The organism is Vibrio sp. 1288, from assembly GCF_033344475.1.
This window is the reverse complement of record NZ_JAWPOX010001119.1, coordinates 1-520: the sequence shown is the minus strand read 5'-3', so window position 1 is coordinate 520 and position 520 is coordinate 1. Positions and strand designations below refer to the sequence as shown.

General features: G+C 50.2%; 1 protein-coding gene. It reads right to left on the bottom strand.

Annotated features, from left to right (window positions below; genetic code table 11):
* Positions 1-520, bottom strand: a 520-nt coding sequence (locus R8O11_RS31225) for an ROK family protein (RefSeq protein ID WP_318195392.1), incomplete at both ends; no start/stop codon positions are given.

Sequence of the window (520 nt, the reverse complement as noted above, 5' to 3'; positions counted from 1 at the left end):
CGACGGCTTTCGCCTCACCTTCTGCGTGCGCTTTAATGATGTCGATCGCTTTCTTCTCTTCACCGTAGTAATGGGCGTAGAGCAGCTCGAAGCCTCGACCAGAAAGGTAACTGTCTAAACAACCTTTCTTGTCACAACCACAGCCCAACAGAGGTGCGTTTTCGCCTAGGTGGAACCAAGCATCGATAGGTAAACGAGTATGACCCACCTCACCTGCTACGTGGTTACGACCAGAGAAAACTTTACCATCGTAGATAAAACCGCCACCAAAACCAGTGCCTAGGATCAAACCAAGTACAGAAGGCTCATCTTGAAGCTCTTCGTCCCATGCTTCTGATAGCGCAAAACAGTTCGCATCGTTTTCAATCTTTACGCTGCGACCGATTTTCGCTTCAAGATCCGCACGCAGTGGTTTGCCTTTCGCCGCAGGAACGTTAACCGTTAATACCGTTGCATCGTCTGCGTCTTCCATGCCTGGTAGACCAAGGCCAATGGTGCCTTCGCAACCAAACTCTGCATC